This is a genomic window from Deinococcus sonorensis KR-87 (assembly GCF_040256395.1).
GTDB lineage: Bacteria > Deinococcota > Deinococci > Deinococcales > Deinococcaceae > Deinococcus > Deinococcus sonorensis.
Window position 1 is genome coordinate 209810 of record NZ_CP158298.1, and the last position, 16489, is coordinate 226298.

The 16489-nt window shown below is 69.1% G+C and carries 12 protein-coding genes and 1 pseudogene; 5 read left to right on the plus strand and 8 right to left on the minus strand.

Annotated features, from left to right (window positions below; genetic code table 11):
* Positions 1-370: 370 nt before the first annotated feature.
* Positions 371-3397, minus strand: coding sequence for a PAS domain S-box protein (locus tag ABOD76_RS04270; RefSeq protein WP_350242313.1), 3027 nt, complete (start codon positions 3395-3397; stop codon positions 371-373).
* Positions 3398-4105: 708 nt separating this feature from the next.
* Here ABOD76_RS04270 and ABOD76_RS04275 point away from each other — a divergent pair.
* The gene (locus ABOD76_RS04275) at positions 4106-4543 is read left to right on the plus strand and encodes a hypothetical protein (RefSeq protein ID WP_350242314.1); all 438 of its coding nucleotides are present in this window, start codon (positions 4106-4108) and stop codon (positions 4541-4543) included.
* A 645-nt stretch (positions 4544-5188) separates the two neighbouring features.
* Here the strand turns inward: ABOD76_RS04275 and ABOD76_RS04280 are convergent.
* From ABOD76_RS04280 to ABOD76_RS04290, 3 genes are all read right to left on the minus strand, one after another.
* Positions 5189-6187: a hypothetical protein gene (locus ABOD76_RS04280; RefSeq protein WP_350242315.1), complete on the minus strand. Its 999-nt coding sequence runs from the start codon at positions 6185-6187 to the stop codon at positions 5189-5191.
* 465 nt (positions 6188-6652) lie between these two features.
* Entirely contained in the window at positions 6653-7090 is a 438-nt protein-coding gene (locus ABOD76_RS04285; RefSeq protein ID WP_350242316.1) for a VOC family protein, read from the minus strand.
* 382 nt (positions 7091-7472) lie between these two features.
* Positions 7473-7919, minus strand: coding sequence for a response regulator (locus ABOD76_RS04290; RefSeq protein ID WP_350242317.1), 447 nt, complete (start codon positions 7917-7919; stop codon positions 7473-7475).
* A 303-nt stretch (positions 7920-8222) separates the two neighbouring features.
* Between ABOD76_RS04290 and ABOD76_RS04295 the strand changes: the two genes are divergently transcribed.
* Together ABOD76_RS04295 and ABOD76_RS04300 are read left to right on the plus strand one after the other, a co-directional pair.
* Positions 8223-8609: a MerR family transcriptional regulator gene (locus tag ABOD76_RS04295; protein WP_350242325.1), complete on the plus strand. Its 387-nt coding sequence runs from the start codon at positions 8223-8225 to the stop codon at positions 8607-8609.
* Positions 8610-8678: 69 nt separating this feature from the next.
* Entirely contained in the window at positions 8679-9449 is a 771-nt protein-coding gene (locus ABOD76_RS04300; protein WP_350242318.1) for an MBL fold metallo-hydrolase, read from the plus strand.
* Positions 9450-9823: 374 nt separating this feature from the next.
* Here ABOD76_RS04300 and ABOD76_RS04305 read toward each other — a convergent pair.
* Positions 9824-10384, minus strand: a pseudogene (locus tag ABOD76_RS04305) (TetR/AcrR family transcriptional regulator); the annotation flags it as partial.
* A 144-nt stretch (positions 10385-10528) separates the two neighbouring features.
* Between ABOD76_RS04305 and ABOD76_RS04310 the strand changes: the two are divergent.
* Positions 10529-11575 (plus strand): aldo/keto reductase, encoded by a 1047-nt coding sequence (locus ABOD76_RS04310; protein ID WP_350241774.1) that lies wholly within the window; start codon positions 10529-10531, stop codon positions 11573-11575.
* Between the two features lie 776 nt (positions 11576-12351).
* Here the strand turns inward: ABOD76_RS04310 and ABOD76_RS04315 are convergent.
* On the minus strand, positions 12352-12894 hold the full coding sequence (locus tag ABOD76_RS04315) for an AAA family ATPase (protein WP_350241776.1): 543 nt from the start codon (positions 12892-12894) through the stop codon (positions 12352-12354).
* Between the two features lie 74 nt (positions 12895-12968).
* Between ABOD76_RS04315 and ABOD76_RS04320 the strand changes: the two genes are divergently transcribed.
* On the plus strand, positions 12969-14255 hold the full coding sequence (locus ABOD76_RS04320; RefSeq protein ID WP_350241778.1) for a MerR family transcriptional regulator: 1287 nt from the start codon (positions 12969-12971) through the stop codon (positions 14253-14255).
* Between the two features lie 324 nt (positions 14256-14579).
* On the opposite strand, the gene ABOD76_RS04325 is transcribed toward ABOD76_RS04320, so the two are convergent.
* Positions 14580-15290: a hypothetical protein gene (locus ABOD76_RS04325; protein WP_350241780.1), complete on the minus strand. Its 711-nt coding sequence runs from the start codon at positions 15288-15290 to the stop codon at positions 14580-14582.
* Positions 15291-15987: 697 nt separating this feature from the next.
* Positions 15988-16482 carry an arsinothricin resistance N-acetyltransferase ArsN1 family A gene (locus tag ABOD76_RS04330; RefSeq protein ID WP_350241782.1) on the minus strand — a complete coding sequence of 165 codons (495 nt, stop codon included), beginning with the start codon at positions 16480-16482 and terminating at the stop codon, positions 15988-15990.
* Positions 16483-16489: the final 7 nt, after the last annotated feature.

Consider the following 16489-nt stretch of genomic DNA (forward strand, 5'->3'; position numbering starts at 1 on the left):
CGCATCTGGGCATTACAGCATAGGAGGGTGTGGAGGGCAACGCGGGGCGCCTGCAGCGTGAACGGTCCGCCCGAACCACCCGGCAGACGGTCCCAGTCGCCGTTCGACCGGTGCGGCGCCCATGGGGCTTCAGACGCCACCGCAGGCCAACCCGGACATGGCCGGCCGCAGCAGCACGGCGCGCGGGCCGCGCCTCCGTTCAGCTGGGGGTGGCGTTGGAGCCCGGGGTCGGCGGCCAGAGCCCCGGGCCGTTCCAGCACGGGAGGCACAGGCCGTCCCGTGCCCGCGGTCACCTCGGAGAAGGGCTCCGAGCGGCGCTCCCCGGTGCACCCCCACCCCTCGCCTCCACCCACACTAGGGGCGGCCGTCTTCAGGCACGTTCGTCGGCCGCAGCACCCCACCCCTCCCGGATCAGCCGGAGGAACTGGGCGGCCAGGTCCGGGTCGAAGTGGTGGCCGCTGGTGCGCTCAATCTCCGCGAGGGCCTCCTGGACACGCCACGCCCGCTTGTACGGTCGCGCGCTGATCAGCGCGTCGAAGACGTCCACCAGGGCGAACAGGCGGGCCCCCACCGGAATCGCCGGGCCGGTCAGGCCGTGCGGGTACCCAGTGCCGTCCCACCGCTCGTGGTGATGCATCACGACGTCCAGGGTGGTGGCGGGGAGGTTCGGGATGGCGCGGAGCATGTCGTGCCCGATCGTCGGATGCTGCTGCACCACGCGGAACTCGTCGTCCGTCAGCGGGCCCGGCTTCAGCAGCAGCCGGTCTGAAATGGCGACTTTTCCAGTGTCGTGCAGGTACGCGCCCCACCGCAGGGCATCCAGCTCCGTGGCCGGGAACGCCAGGGCGCGCGCGAATGCTTCGGTCAGCTGAACCACCCGGTCGATGTGGCCTTTGGTCTCGTAGTCGCGGTACTCCAGAAACACCCCCATGGCCCGCAACGTCTCTTCCCGCGACTGCTGCAGCTGGGCCACATGACGGGTGCGCTCCATCGCCACCGCCATCCGTTCCGTCACGGTCCGCAGGAGCCGGACCGTTTCGGTCGCCAGGTCCTCATCGGCGGACAGGAGGATGAAGGCCCCGACCAGCTCGTGATCGACCATCACCGGCTGAGTCATCACCGACCGCCAGCCGTCCTGGAGCGCCGGGGCCATCCGGGCCGTGACCGGGCCGGCCGACGGCATGTCGGCCCGGCCGAGGGCCCACAGCCGGCGCAGGTCCCGGGGGAGTGGCGGCACCGTGCGGCCCGCGGTGACCCAGGTTCCGCGGCGTCCCGCGTCGGTGAGGTACGCGCCGGCATCCACGCCCGGCAGCGTCACGCAGCGCTCCAGGACCATCCGGGCGATCCGCTCGGGCGGCTGCTGCGCTTCGAGCGCGGCCGTGACGTCCAGCAGCAGCCGGTCCCGGTCCTGCTGAGCCTGACGGTCCTGGTCCGCCGTTTTCCGGTGCGTGATGTCGTGCACCGTCGCCTGGTAGTCCGTCAGGGTGCCGTGGGCGTCATATCCGGCCGTCACGATGAGGTGGGCCCAGATGGTGTGGCCCGCGGCGTGCCGCAGACGCAGTTCCAGTTCCGCCGGCGTGACCGCGCCGGACGCGACCTGCCGGCAGAACGCGGTGAACGCCGCGCGGTCCTCCGGGTGAACGAAGTGCTGCAGTGGGGTGCGGGCGACCTCCCCCGGGGGATACCCGATCAGGCGGTCGATTGAGGGGGAGATGTAGGTGTCCGCTTCCGCGACGTTCCTGGCGATGATCACCGCGTGGGCGTTCTCCGCGAGCAGCCGGAACTTCCGCTCACTGCTGCGCAGGGCGCGCTCACTCCGGCGCTGCTCCGTGACGTCCTCCAGCACCGCGAGCCGCGCCGCCCGGTCCGCGAAGGTCAGCGCACGCGCGTGAACGACGATGTCCATCAGCTCCCCGTTCTTCCGGCGATGCCGGACCTGCATGACGTTGCTCGGTTGCCGCTTCATGGCCTCCAGCGCCGCCCGGAGCTGCTGGGTGTCCTCGGCCGGCCGCAGGTCCACCAGGTTCAGCGCCAGGAACTCCTCCCGGGTGTAGCCGTACCGGTCCACCGCCGCGTCGTTCACCGCGAGGATCTCGAGGGTTTCGATGTCCGTGACGCACATCGGCAGAGGATTGTGCTCGAACAGGTGCCGGAACGCCGCCTCCCGCCCAGCGAGGTCCTGCAGCAGGGTGATGGTGCGGGTGACGTCCCGCGCGTTCACGAGGATGCCCCCGATGTCCGGATCGGCGGTGTGGTCCGTACCGACCGCTTCCAGCCACAGCCAGTGGCCGGCCCGGGCCCGGAAGCGGAAGGTGATCGGGATGCCGGGATGCTGTGGGGTGCGCTCGAGGGCGACCTTCACGAACGCGACGTCGTCCGGATGGATGAAGGACAGCACGTTCTGCCCGACCAGCTGGTCCTCCGTGTAGCCGATCAGGTGCAGGCTGGCGTCCGTGGTGAACGTCAGCGTCCCGGCGAGCGTGAGCACCAGGGTGAAGTCGGCGCTGTGCTCGGTCAGCTTCCGCAATCTCGCCTGACTGGCCTTCATCTGCTCGAGCAGCTGGCCCCGCTGGAGGTTCTGCGCGCACTGGTCGGCGAGGGAGCGGATGAACGCCCGGTCTGCCGGGGAAAAGCTGCGGTCCTCCGCGAAGGTCAGCGTGAGGACGCCGAGCATTCGCCCGTCCACCTGCAAGGGAATGGCGGCCGCCGCGCCACGGCGGTGCGGCAGATGCGGGAACAGGGCGGCCCACCCGGCGGCCTGCAGGTACAGGTCTTCGCCCGTCCGGAGGGCCTGGGTCGCCGGCGTGTCCAGCTGGACGGAGAACCGCCGCCACGGGTCCTTCAACGCCTCCGGGTACCCGACGCTGCCGGCCATCACCAGCGTCTGGTCGCCCTCGTCGAGCAGCAGCACCGACCCGGCCGACGCCTGCATCACCCGCAGCACCTCCTTCAGAATCACCTGGGTGATCTCCTGGCTCCCGTGGGCGTGGCTGAGGACCGACGCGATGGCCATCACCGCCTGCGTGCGGGCCGCATCGGCCGCGCGGTCCGTGACGTCATTGAGGGTGATGATGATGCCGCCCACGGCGGGTGGGCCGTCCAGACGGCACGCCCGGCCTTCCAGCCAGCGCCACGCGCCACGCGCGTCACGCGCACGGAATGGTGCCAGGGTCAACGTGTCCGTGCCGGTCAGGGAAGCGAGCGTCGCGCCCACCTCAGCGACATCCGACGGGTGCACTCGGCGCGCCAGATGACGGACCGTCCAGTCCTCCGCGTCCTCCGGCCGCGCCGGGGGGTCCTCCCCGAGGAAGAACGCCTGCGCGGCTGGATTCACGTGGATGAGGCGGCGCTCCTGGTCCAGCACCACGATCAGGTTGCTGCTGACCTTCCACAGCACCTCAAGGAGGGGGTCGGAGGGATGACCAGGCAGCGCGGAATTCAGCGCGGGACCGCCTTTCCCCAGGATGGCGTGCCGGAGCAGCGTTGCTGTCCGGACGGGAGACGAGGGGGCAACGCGCCGGCCGACGAACCGGGCGCCTGCAGGCCAGCGTCGGGGGCAGGCGACCGGACCACCGTGCCATACGGTCTGCCGGGGATGCGGGAGCTCAGGTCGGAATGCACGGCTTCCCATCATTCTAAAGGCGATCGCCTGACAGCGGCCCGACATGTGTGTGGATGAACTCCAGTCCCGCTCCGGACGCCGTCTGGGTTCAGCATTGCTTCTGGGTGAAGCACATCCCGTCGTGAAGCAGCCGGGCAAGCGGGAGGTCACTGACAACCCCCTCACCTCAGCACGATGCGTTCAGGGGGGCGTGCCGACGCTCCGCTCCCGCCGGATGCGGGCACGCCGCCCTTGCGAACCTCGACCCAGGCGCGGTGCTCCGCTGTGGACCGGAGGTGTTGCTCCAGCTGCATTCCGAGTCCTTGTGGCTGAGCCCGCTTCGAACGGCCGCCAGGCGCGGGACCGTACGCTCAGGCCAGCTGCCAGCGATAGGGCACCGGTTTCTCCGTGGGTGGTGGAGCTGCTGCAGCGGGTGGACCATACCGCCTGCGCGCGTTGCTCTTCGACTCCCGTGCGCCTGGCCAGGGCGCCCAGGACGCCGACATGGACCTGCTCGTCGTCGTTGATGCCGTTCAGATCCCCGAAGCGGAACGGTGGCGAGGTGTGGAGCCGGTTGAAGCGGAGGGCCACGTCCTGGCCCTTGACCGGTGGCTGACCCTTGGCCACCACGTGCACTGGCAGAACTTCGGCCTGTCCCAGGGCCGGGCGCTGCTCGATCCTCAGGGCTTCAATCAAGCCGGACGGAAGGTGCTGGAGCCCCCCCGTCGTCGTACCGGTCGGGTGGAGGCGCTGGACCGGTACCTCAACAGCACGCACCGGAGCGTGAAGGCGTGGCGCAAGGTGAGGCGCTGGGCGCCCGCCTGCACGCTGGAGTCGCTGTCACGGCGCGGCCTGACGGGGGCTTTCGTCTGGCGGGCCGGTGGACACCGTATTGGGATCGACTCGACGGGCAATGGCCGCCCCTCGCCTCCCTGGGCCTGAAGGTCACACGTCTTCAGCTGCAGGTGGCGGCGGTGGTCACGCAGGCTGATCCCGAAGTGCTGCGCTCGCTGTGCGCAAGGGTCAGTGCATGGATGCGCCCGCATGGGCCCACGTCGATCCTGGATGCGTGGCCTCCCTCATTTCGCGAGGCCTTGCGCTCGAACGTCACCGACCGCCCTGAAGCACGATGAAGAGGGCGGGGGTCCACGCATGTCCCGCGAACCCTGGACCGATAGACGGCGTGCCCCCGCAGACACAGCCAGCGGGCCATTGGCCCGCCGGACCAGCCGCAGGCACGGCTGACCGCTGTTGAGCACAACCGCGCTCGAGGGCATCACTCCGGCCCGGAGGGCCAGGAAGCGAATGAGGTGAACGTGCAGGTGGCCGGCACGGATCAGGGCGACACCGGCAAGGAAACGGCCCGTCGAGCCACGGGTCTTCGATCGAACCTGGTGGTCCGGCGACCGGAGGCGACCCAGGGCGTCTCCCGCTCCCGGAGCGCTGCGCGGTGGAACCGTCGTTTGCCGGGGCGTCGCGCTTGAGACGCCTGCGGCGGAACCTGGAGCACCGTTCCCACTCCGGGCCGCCCACCGTCTGCTGGCGGCCACACGCCCACCCCGTGGGGCCACCCTGGCCAGCGAGCGTCTAGAAGTAGAAGGTGTGGTGGGCGTCTCCCCCGCCCTTGCTGCCCAGGCCCTTCAGGGACACCTTGAATGAACCGCCCACATCGCCTTTCTTGGCATCGAAGGAAATACTGAAGCTCGCGGTGGGCGTGGCCCAGGCATAGCCGTACGCAAGTTTGGCCAGTTGCGTGGCCTTCAGCACCGTGTTGCGGGTCTTGGCCCCGGCGCTGCCGAGATTCATGTAGTAATGGGCGCTGCCGCTCTGATCGATAAATTTGGAGCCCTTGATGATGACGGTGTGATCGACCGTGATCTTGCCGCGTGTGCCGCCCCACACCCATTTGAGGGTCAGGCTGAGTGCCCGCGCGGTCCGCGCCCTGGTGCTCATCGGCTGAACGCTGGCGTCCGCATGGTTCCAGCGGGCGCCGGCCTGCGTCGTTGACGCCGTCTGGGGGGCGGTGTCGTCCTGGACCAGCACGATATTCGACAGCAGGCTGTCGTAGACGAGGCCGCTGCGGTCATAGACACCTGTCGTCTGGAACTGCTTGCCCTCGCTCTGCCACGTCAGCCGGACGGTTCCCTGACCGACGTTGAGCAGCGGCAGCACCGTTGACCGGATATTCGAGACCACGTCCTGATGCTGCAGCTGATCCGTCTGAAAGGCGCGCATGCGCTCCTGAATGGTATTCAGCGTGAAGGAGTCAGGATGAACACCGTCATACTGCGGCACCACCGTCTGGTCTGCCACCAGCCGGTCCCCCATGGCCGTCACCTGCGCGGCGGACTCCAGGCCGGGCCCGAACGTGTAACTCACCAGCCGCAGCGGGAGGGCCTGAGCATCCAGGTTCGTCTGCGCCTGCTCCAGCTGGTTCACGACGGCGGCGGTCAGACGGGACGGCGCCTGTCCGGGCTCGGCCGCCTGAACAGGCGCGGCCGTGAGCGCCGGCGGGGCGCCTGCCGGCGTCTGAGCGGCGGGCGGCGCTGCGGTGTTGCAGGCGGCCAGCAGCGCGATGAGACTCAACGTACCGAGGCGGTGGGCCAGACGGGCAGTACCACGCGAGTGGTGTGTTGGCATCGTGTGTTCCTCTGGGGTGCCTGTCAGTCAGGCGAGCAGGGCCGGTGAAGGACAGCTCTTCAGCAGGGAGCGCGTCAGAGGAACACAGCAGGGCCGACCTTGAGATGACGAGAGCTGGAAGAGAACGGTGAGGTGCTGCGGACTGACCTGGGAGCAGCATAAAATATTGTTTAAGACGTGGTGCAGAAAAAATTGTGAAAAGCTTCAGCTACACATCGTCCACGCCTCGGCGAGGCCCGTGCATGGATGCCGATGCCCACCTGCCGTGGGCTGGGTTGACCGAGCCCGGCTCAAGCAGCCTTGAAAGACAGCGCTCGAAGCGTGGCCCTGGCATCCATGGGACGTCAGAGCGCCAGGCGTGGACGGACGACGTTGGCGGTGGTGTCCCCCGGTGCAGATCCGGACGCTGACTCAGCGGAGGGCCTGGGCGAGTCCGATGAGCACCCCTTCCGGCCCCCGGATGTAGCACAGTCGGTACGCGTCCTGATATTGAACCACCTCGCCGACCAGCGCGGCGCCGCGCCGTGCCAGCCGCTCCAGCGTCTCGTCGAGATCATCCACCGCGAACATGACGCGCAGATACCCGAAGGCGTTCACCGGCGCGGTGCGGTGATCCTCGACCACCGGCGGCGCGAGAAAGCGGGACAGCTCAAGCCGGCCATGGCCGTCCGGCGTGCGCATCATGGCGATCTCCACCTGCTGGTCCCCGAGGCCGGTGACCCGCCCGGCCCATTCGCCTTCGATGATGGTCCGCCCTTCGAGTTCGAGGCCGAGGTCACGCAGGAACTCAATCGTTGCATCGAGGTCATGGACGACGAGGCCGACGTTATCCATCCGCTGTACCGCCATGGGCCCACGGTAGCATGGTGTCTGTCCTGCGCCCGAACCCTTCCGTGCTCGTCCAGGTGATCTGGCCTCTCATCGGCGCGGGGCGACGCTTCGCGCTGAACGCCTCAACACGGCGCTGGAGGACCTCAGGGCATGATGGCCGTCCATGGCCGCGCCCGACGGACCTCCAGGCTGTGGCACAGGCGGAGGCTCGTCGGGCGCGACGATCGTTCGGCATGTAAGCGCTTGACCGTGTCGGGTCCGACCAGGCCAGGCGGCCTCCCCAGGGAGTTCGGGGCGCTCGGCTCGGGCCGGCCCGGCGCGCGGGGCTGCGCTCAGGCACGGCGGGGGCGTCATGGCAAGCGCGCAGCCACGTCCTTGTGACGGATGGCGTCCCGCGTCCTCAGGACGTCGCGCCGGCGCTGTGGTGGCGCAGCAGAACGGCAGTGTGCAGCCAGAAATCCGACAGGGCCTGCAACATGCGCACCCACCCCTCGAACGTCGCTGGTTTGTGCAGGGAACTGAACGCGTGGTGCTGGTCACTCGCCAGAATGTCCATGCCTGCGTCCGACATGCTCATCACCACCACCGGCATACTCCGCAGCTGACGATGCGCGTTCAGGTAGTGCAGCACGCTCAGTCCAGACATCCCCGACAGGTGGAGGTCCAACAGGATCAGGCGGGGCCACTGGGCGGGTGAGGCCGCTTCGTCCAGCAGCTGCAGGGCGGCCCTGGGGTCGAGCGCCACGCCGCGCCCCGTGCCGGGTTGAGCGGCGGTCGGGCGGGCACCGACGGCGCCGGGCAGGACGCTCACGGTCAGCAGGGACGGGACGGAAAAGGTGCTGCTCACGGTCGTCTCCGTCTTCGGACGCCGGACCGGAAGCGGGGCGGCTCGAGCCTCCACGCGGTCGCCGATCGAATGGCCCGGCAGAAGGCGCGTTGGCTGGGCGCAACCCCCAGCGCGCCGACCCCAGCGGTCCCTCACGGGCACCGGTGCACGCCAGGTCGGCCGGCCTGGCGTGCGGAGCCATGACATGAACCACCGACGCCCGGCAGCGTGGCAGGTGGTCGCGGTTGGGGTGCGAGTTCCGCCGTGCGGGGGCCGCTTGACTCTGACGTATGTGTCAGGGTTTACCCTGGGGGCGTGGAGACGATGCGGATCGGTCAACTGGCGCAGGCGGCGGGCGTGAGCGTCCGCGCCATCCGGCATTACGACCACCTCGGCCTCCTCACCTCCACCCGCGAGGACAACCGGTACCGCCGCTTTCAGGCGGAGGACGTCGACCGCGTCCGGATCATTCAGCTGTTCCTGAAGGCCGGGTTCACGCTCGAGGAGATCCGGACGCGCGCGCCGTGCTTCCGGTACGGGACTGCGCCGCTCGACGCGCCCGCGGAGGATGTGCGCGCCCTGTACGCCCTCAAGATCGCGGATGTCGACGCGCAGATCGCCGTGCTGCAGCAGCTGCGAGATCAGCTGCTCGCGGCCGCACGCCGCCTCGAGACGCGCGCTCATCACGGCCCGGCGAGCTTCAGAGACTGACCACCCACGCCGCCCCTGCGCCCCGGACCGCTCCGGGCGCGCGTCCTCTCCCCTACCCCTGGAGGGCCCATGAACATTCAGCTGATCCGCAACGCCACCCTGCGCCTCGAGTACGCCGGCACGACCTTCCTGATCGACCCGATGCTGGCGGAGCAAGGCGCCTACCCGGGCCTGCAGGGCGCGCCGAACAGCCACCTGCGCAACCCGACCGCGCGGCTGGTGGTGCCGGTGGAACGGCTGAGCGCCGTGGACGCCGTGCTGGTCACGCATACGCACTTCGACCACTGGGACGAGGTGGCCCGGGAGCGGCTGCCCAGGCACCTGCCGGTCTTCGTGCAGCACGACGCGGACGCGCGCGTGGTGGCCGCCTCGGGCTTCACCGATGTCCGCGTCCTGGGCGACACGACCACTTTCCGGGGCATCACGCTGAGCAAGACGGCGGGGCAGCACGGCTCGGACGCGGCGATGGCGGCCATCGGCGAGCGGCTGGGGGAGGTGAGCGGCGTGGTGTTCCAGCACCCGGAGGAACCCACGCTGTACGTGGCCGGGGATACCGTGTGGAACGAGCACGTGGCGCGCGCGATCCGCGCCCACCAGCCGGCGGTGATCGTGCTGAATGCCGGGGACGCGCAGATCACGGGCCTGGGGTCGATCATCATGAACACGCAGGACGTGCTGGCGGTGCACCGCGCCGCGCCGGACGCCACGCTCGTCGCCGCCCACCTGGAGGGCGTGGCGCACGCGGTGCTCTCGCGGCGCGAGCTGCGCGCCTTCGCGGCCGAGCAGGGCTTCGCCGATCGGCTAGTCATCCCGGACGACGGCGAGACGCTCACCCTCTGAGCACCAGGCCCGCGGGGCGTGAACCGGGCCCGTCTCCGCCCGCTCCCGTCAGGGTGACGTGCCAGTTGCGGCACAGCTGGTGTCGGTGCGGGAAGCCCTGGTCGCGCGGCAGCAGCGCCAGCCGGGGCGTTCGGGCCGGCGTGGCCAGGCCGCCCCTCCCCGGACCCCGTCTGGCTGGTCCGTTTGCGGGCCGTGCCGCCGTGGAACGGGCGGGTGGCGCGGCGGTGGTGCTCACCGGTGCCGGCCTGGAGCGGACGTCGCCGCGAGGCCAGTGAACCGGCGTCTGCCGCGCGTTCGTGAGGACGGTCCGGCGCGGCCGCCGCACGGCGGGCCCTCCTGACGGTCACGGCAACTCTGGGGGGTGTGCCTGCGCCACCAGTGATGAGCACGTGGACGAGCCTGCGGGCGTCGTTGCGGCCGTCGCTGGTGGCGCCGGCACACAGGCTGCCGACACCGCGCAGCAGCGGGTACGCCTCAATGTCAGTCTGAAGTTCGCCAGCGGCGTGGGCCGCGTGCAGGAGGGTGCTGCAGACCGGGACGAGCTGGTCGAGGACGTGACTGATCAGCATGTCGAATCCCTCCTTGTCTGACTGCATGACGGCGGCGAGGCCGTGCTTGGTGATCAGGAAGTCCACGAAGCGGTTGATCCACTCGCTCAGGGCGGCGTGGGGGCTGGCGCTGGTGTGCAGCAGGGCGGGTCCGGCGGCGGCGCAGGCGTCGACCTGGGAGCGGTAGACGGCGATGATCAGGTCCGCGCGAGTGGGGAAGTGCCTGTACAGGGTGCCCATGCCCACGCCGGCCCACGCGGCGACGTCACGCACCGGGACGTCCATGCCGGAGGTGACGAAGAGTTCGGCGGCGGCCAGCAGGGTCTGCGCGTCGCGGTCTGCGTCGGCCCGTCGGCGCCGGCCCGGGGGCGGCTCGGTGTTGCTCATGGTTCTCCTTGCGGTGTGGCGGGCGCAATCACCGAGTTTGACAAACGGAACATCGTTCCGTATATTTGCGGAGCAGTGCTCCGGATCATCATGCGAGCGGAGCACCGCCCGCCACGACACGCCGTCTCACCTGAGGAGGACCCCATGCAGTACCGCACCCTGGGCCGCACCGGCATTACGGTCAGCACCCTGTCGCTCGGCGCCATGAACTTCGGCCAGATCGGCCGCACCACCCCGGCGGAAGCCACCGCCATGGTCGACGCCGCGCTCGACGCCGGCATCAACCTGATCGACACCGCCGACGCCTACCGCGACTCGGAGCTTCTGGTCGGCCAGGCCATCGCCGGGCGCCGCGACGACATCATCCTCGCCACCAAGGCCACCCTGCCCATCGGTGAGCTGCGCAACCACCAGGGCAGCTCCCGCCGCTGGCTCTACACCCAGGTCGACAACAGCCTCAAGCGACTCGGCGTCGACCACATCGACCTGTACCAGATGCACCGCTGGGACCCCGCCACCAGCGACGAGGAGACGCTCTCCGCGCTGACGGACCTCCAGCGGGCCGGCAAAATCCGGTACTTCGGTTCCTCGACGTTCCCGGCCTACCGCATCGTGCAGGCGCAGTGGGCCGCGCAGGCGAACCACCTGAGCCGCTACGTGACGGAGCAGCCCGGCTACTCGATCCTGCAGCGCGGCGCGGAAACGCACGTCCTGCCCGTCACCGAGCAGTACGGGATGGGCGTGCTGGTCTGGAGCCCCCTGGCGTCCGGCTGGCTGTCCGGCGCCGTCCGGGCGGGCCAGGACGTCACCACCAACCGCTCGACCTTCATGCCCCAGCGCTTCGACCTGTCGCTCCCCGCCAACCGCGCCAAGCTGGAGGCCGTCGAGCAGCTGGCCCACATCGCGCAGGAGGCGGGCCTCACGCTGATCCAGCTGGCGCTCGGGTTTGTGAACGCGCACCCCGCCGTGACCAGCGCCCTGATCGGCCCCCGCACCATGGCACACCTGCGCAGCCAGCTGGATGCCGCGGACACCGTGCTGCCCCCCGACGTGCTGGACGCCATCGACCGGGTCGTCGCGCCGGGCACCGACCTCGCCCCCGACGAGAAACACGACGCGCCGCCCGCGCTGCTCGACCCGCACCTGCGCCGCCGCACCGCACAGCCCGCCCTGTCGCTGCCCATCGCCTGAACCGCGGCCCGGCGCTCTCCCCAGGCCGGCCGGGGAGCCCACGCGCGCCGGACCCGCAGGCGAATTCCGCGCACCCCGGTTCTTCGCACTGCGCGCGTCTCCCGACCGGCACCACCGCGCGTCCCTGGACGTTTCCCGCACCGCCTGGAGGGTCGTTCCGCCGGCTGAGCACCACGCGCCGGAGACGTGGCCCGCCACCGGGCCGGGGCCGGCGCCCAACGTGCCCTTCCAAGCCAGCGATGGGTCCAGGCACGGAACTTCAGCGCTGCGCCGACGACTTCCCCAGAGCCATGGCGGCGCCGAGGCCCCTGACCAGGACCGGGGTTCCCGCTGAACCCCGGCGCTCACCGAACGGCGAGCAGGACGTCCGTGAGGACGCATCCACGCTCCATCTGCAAGGTGAGTTTGGGCGACCACACCCGGGCGGTCAGGAACGCGCTGTTTCAAGCTGCATCACCCGCAATGCTCGGAAGGGTGAGGGTTCCGGGGCCAGCGGGGCACCGAACCGCTTCAACTCGGCACTGCGGTCCGCCGGCGCTCCACCCGTCAAGGTCACCTCACCGTGGGCTGCGCCGTGCTCCCCAGGCAGCCGGTGCGGACGGACGTTCGCCCCGCACTTGGGCGAATCATTCACCTCCAGACGGCGCAGCGGCACCGGCGAAACCGCCGTCACTGTGCCAGAAGGCCAGCAGCAGCGCGGGCGGGCCAGACCAGGCGACCGGGGAGCGCCGCAGCACGTCCAGGGCGAGCCACATACCGCCGGCGCCATCACCGCGTCAAGTCGAGCCGTGGACACGGCGAAGGATGTCGTCCACCACCCGGACGAGCGGCTGTGCCGCGTCGATCGCGATGCCGCCCCTGGGCAGATCCTCCTTCATGCGATGCAGTCGCGCCACGAGCTCCTTCTCCGCTGGTGTACCGCCCCAGTCGGTGGGATCCCGCGCGACACGTTCGTCCAGCCGCCGGTACACCATCTCAAGGTCGTCAACCTCGAGCACGAACACGCCGTCGAACAGCCCCACAACGTGCGCGACATTCCTCGAACTGCCGCAAAAAAAGGAGAGCTCGTGGTGGTGATCGCCGATCACGGCCTTCACTTTGTTGACATCCCACAGGAGGTGCTCGTGCTGCCAGACGGCCTTGTCGCGCTCGCTCTGATGGACGGGTTCACGGACGGGCGCCCCCGTCTCGGGATCCCCCCGGTACTTCAACTCCCGGTCCCCGTGCAGGACGTGGTACCCGCGCCGCTGCAACTCTTCGGCCACCGAGGTCTTGCCCGTGCCGGAACCGCCTTCAACGAGATAATTCCTCTTGCCCACAGCTCCCTCCTCCCGGCGCATGCCGTCTGGTTCTCCTGCCGGAGGCCGACCCGGGCTGGGCGGCAGCCGTCCCATTGATTCTGGAAGATTGGCCGCGCCTCCTCAAGGACGCCGCTGTGCCTGCCCGGCCTTCCTCTCCCCGCGCGGCGCAACCCGGACACGCAGCCACCGAAGCCCAGCCGGTACGCGCGGCCGGCCACGACCAGGTGCCGGACGCGGCGCATCATCCCAGGGTCCGGGCCACGGTCCAGGTCGTCGCCCAGGCACACGAAGCCGCGGTCGGGAACGGCTGTGCACAGATGATCGAGCTCACCGCGGCCGCCGTGCAGATCGCCGACAACGATGGGCGGCGAGGAAGCTGGAGGAGGCATCCGGAGTTCCATGCACGAACAGGTGGATTGGGCCCGCGTACGTTCTCGCTCAAACGCATGGCGCTTTATGACCTGATGGAGCTGGAACCCCTGATGGCGGAGAACCCCACGCCGGGGCTCACGGCACCTCAGGTGCCCGGGAGGCACTTGACCTTCCTGCAGCTGGAACGCTTAGCGTGGCAGCGTATGCGAGGTCGCCTGATCATCTCCCGCTTTGCTGTCCTGACCGGTCTGTCCTCCACGACGCTGCGGTACTACGACGAGATCGACCTGCTGCGTCCCGCAGCCGTCGACGGTCAGACCGGGTACCGGTACTACGGCGTCGCTCAGATCGAACTGGCGGTCCGGATTCGCCGCTGGCGTGAACTGGGACTGCCGCTCGACGACATCCGGATCATGATCCAGCGACCCGCCGAGGCACCGGAGGTACTGGCCCGGCACGCGAAGCGGCTGAGTGACGAGATCGAAGACCGTCAGCACTCGCTGCGGACCGTGCGCGCGTACCTCAAGGAGGAAGCAATGAACTACCGCATCGAACACCTGCCCGCACGACAGACCCTGAGTATTCGCGCGCGTCTGCAGCCCCCCCACTACGAGGTGATTCCCGAAGCGTTGAAGGACGTCACGACGTACGCGAAGGCCCGGGGATACCAGCTCGAGCGGCCAAGTTTCTTCGTGCACGACACCCACGACACGGGCGAGGGAAGCCTCGTTGAGGTGCACCTGCCGGTCGTGGGAACTGTCGAAGGCCACGGCCGCATTGAAGTGCGCACGTTTGAAGGGGGCCTGGCCTTCATTGGGCGGTTCGTGGGTTCCTACGACAAGACGGGCGCCGCGTATGCCGTGGTGGTGGAAGAAGCGATGCGCCGTGACCTCAGGATCAACGGGGTGACCGCCGAATTCTATGTGAAGAGCGTTCCTGACACCCCGAACCCTGAGGCGTACGAGACGGACATCGCGTTCTTCCTGGACACGGAAAGCCCGCAGTAACAGAAGGCCCTGGCCAACCAGGCCGGTGAGCGTCACCGGCCACCTCCAAGATGGAATGGACTCGCGGTGGGTGAGGTGGCCGACCAGCTGCACATGCCTGGATTCAGCGTGACTACCACACATGTCCACTTCCGGCCTGGCACCGCTGGCGGAAAGAAGACCGGCTTGCTGAACGGCACCGGGAACGATGCCGCTCGGCCGAGTGGCATCTCGTTTCCACCATCACCTCCGCCGCCCTCCGACAGGGCCTCCCGGCTGACCTGGGTGGGGGCGCGACCACCACATCTCCATCCTCCGGCGCCGGCTCGGACAGAGATGTTCAGATCACGGCTCTCTCAACCCGGCAAGCATTCGTCGTGCGTGCTCCACCAGCACTTGGAGTGCCCGGATCTGGTCATCAATTTCCGCGTTTGCCACCCGCATGATGTTGGATACCGCCTCCTCAGCGAGCTGCTCAAACCCTCTGACTTTATCGATCGCCTCAGCGTGCCGCAGGTGACCCAGCCGGGCATTGAGGTCCCGCTCAATGCGATCCAGGTGATCAAGGTCCTGACGCGTCGTGACCTGCTGTCGGGCCATCCCAACGAGGGTGCGGAACGACTTGATTTCGGCCTGCACAGTGCGTTGCACTGTACGGAGCGTGGTCAGGCTGATGTCCTCGACCGGAATGCGGGTCACGCGCTCCAGCGCATCGACGATCTGGTTGCTCATCAACGCGGCGATGTCACGCTGGGCCTGGCCGACCTCAAGGATTCGGTGCAGCACGCCGGAATGATCGGGCGGTTCAACTTCAGTCTGCACCCTTCCTCCCTCACGAAGCTGCTCCAGCGTCTGCTGCAGGACCCCTTGAAGGGCCGCGGTGACCTCAATCTGCTCGCGGCCAGCCGCAATGATCTCTTCCACCGCCGTGCTCTGATTGAGGGCCGCAACGCCCACATGTTCACGCGCGGCCATCTCGAGCAGACGCTGACGGGTCGAGGCGCTCTGGGCCAGGAGGTGCGTCAGTGCCTGATGCTGGTCGGGAAATGACGGCATGTTCCGCATCCTAGTGCCTTCACGCTGTTGGGGGACGCTTCCGAGCCGCGTGCCCCGCGGGGCTCACCCGCGTCCATCCTGGAGGCACGCCGAGAGACAGGGCGGACACGTGCTCGCTGAGCATCAGACGTCAACGTGGCATGACCGCTTCACGAGTGGCCCGCACCCTGAGTGGCGCACATGACCTCCAGGGCGTCTCCCATGACTGACCCTGATTCTTTGAGAACGCCTGTTCCCAGCGGGAGTGCTTCGCGGGCATGGCCGTCCAGGTGCAGCGCACCCGGAGCACCCCACCCTCAAGCACCTCGTCGGCAGAGCACGGCCCCACACGCCCGCAGCGCGTTTCCACAACCGGAAGGTCAGACGTGGCAGGCGGCCGTCCACCCCGCCATCCAGTTCACGTCTCCCGGGGTGCGTGCACCCGCTGGTCCCGCGTGGCACGTCCGGGCAGACACGCGTCCCCGCCACAAGCGCCAGGAACCACGTTGAAGGCCGGCGGAGAGCGGGACCGCGCCGCCGACCCCGGTGCGGCCCACGAGCAACGTGCGCGTCCCGGTCGGCTCAGGCTCCACCGCTGTGACGTGGGCCCGCCCCACCGCAGACGGTCGTACAGAACGCCGGAGAAGCTCACCTTCCATACCCGCGTCCTCCCCGCCCGCCGATCAATCCGCGGTCCGTCCGGTCATCACCGATGGCGTCACAGCAGCCGCTCAACGATCACGACGTCCTTCCAGACGCCTTCGAGCTGACCGTGCCGCTCGTAGGTGCCGACCTGCCGGAAGCCGAGGCCGGCCAGCAGCTGCAGGCTGGCGCTGTTTTCGGGGAACACGCGCGAGACGAGCTTCCCGTACCCGGCGTCCCGGGCCGCGGCGATCAAGGCGTTCATCGCGGCCCTGCCCGCTCCGCTGCCGCGTGCACTTCGTTCGACGTATACGCTGAACTCCGCGATGCCGGCGTAACAGTCCCGGGGGCGGTAGGTGCTGGTGCTCGCAAAGGCGATGACCTGATGCTGCCGCTCGATGACCACGATCGGGTGCACGCCGTCAAACCAGCCGCGGATGTCTTCGGCGCTCCGGGGCCGCGTTTCGAAGGTGCTGGTGCGGTCTTCAATGCCCTGGGTGTAGATGTGCGCGATGGCGGGGGCATCATCCGGGGTGGCGGGACGGGAGGTGAACGCATGTGCCGTTGTCATTCTCAAT